Source organism: Pseudoalteromonas sp. S1727 (genome assembly GCF_005886375.1).
GTDB classification, from domain to species: domain Bacteria; phylum Pseudomonadota; class Gammaproteobacteria; order Enterobacterales; family Alteromonadaceae; genus Pseudoalteromonas; species Pseudoalteromonas haloplanktis.
Map to the genome: position 1 here is coordinate 1 of NZ_PNDT01000198.1, position 675 is coordinate 675.

Consider the following 675-nt stretch of genomic DNA (forward strand, 5'->3'; position numbering starts at 1 on the left):
ATGCACATGTTCTTTATTGGTAAAAAGGGGGGAGATCTGATAAACACGCATCCGCGCTAACGCTTGGGGATTACCAGTTAGGGACTGGTTGATCAACCCTTGGCGCTTTGGTGGCTGCGACCTACAGCGAGCGAAATAGCAGTAAACAAGCGTTAGTTTAGACGCGCTTTATCGAGTAATCGCTAGAGTGATTTATCAGAAGTCAGCAGACGGCATAGTAGCCAAACGCCCATCGTAATGGAGGGGACACGGTGAAGGCCTGAACATCTTAACCAGAGGAGATACTACAAATGAACTTGAATTCACATAAATCACCGTGTTGTGATAGTGATGAACAGCGTTCTACTGTGAATAATACCTCGAATGAATATAGCCAAACAGATCATGACCTGATGGCAAGGGTACTAAGCAACCACAATATTGGTGCAGCATGGCAACATGTTAAGCGCAATAAAGGGGCTGCGGGTATTGATAATATGAGTATTGAGGAATTTAATCACTTCGCTAAGTTACATTGGCTGGGTATTAAACAACAATTACTTAACAGCACTTATCAACCTTTGCCAGTCAAACGCGTGATGATACCCAAACCTGATGGCGGTGAGCGAATGCTTGGGATCCCTGCTGTTATCGACAGAGTGATCCAACAAGCCATTGCTCAAGTGATCAGTCCAT

General features: G+C 44.7%; 1 pseudogene. It reads left to right on the plus strand.

Annotated features, from left to right (window positions below):
- Positions 1-290: 290 nt before the first annotated feature.
- Positions 291-675, plus strand: a pseudogene (locus CWB85_RS21605) (group II intron reverse transcriptase/maturase); the annotation flags it as partial.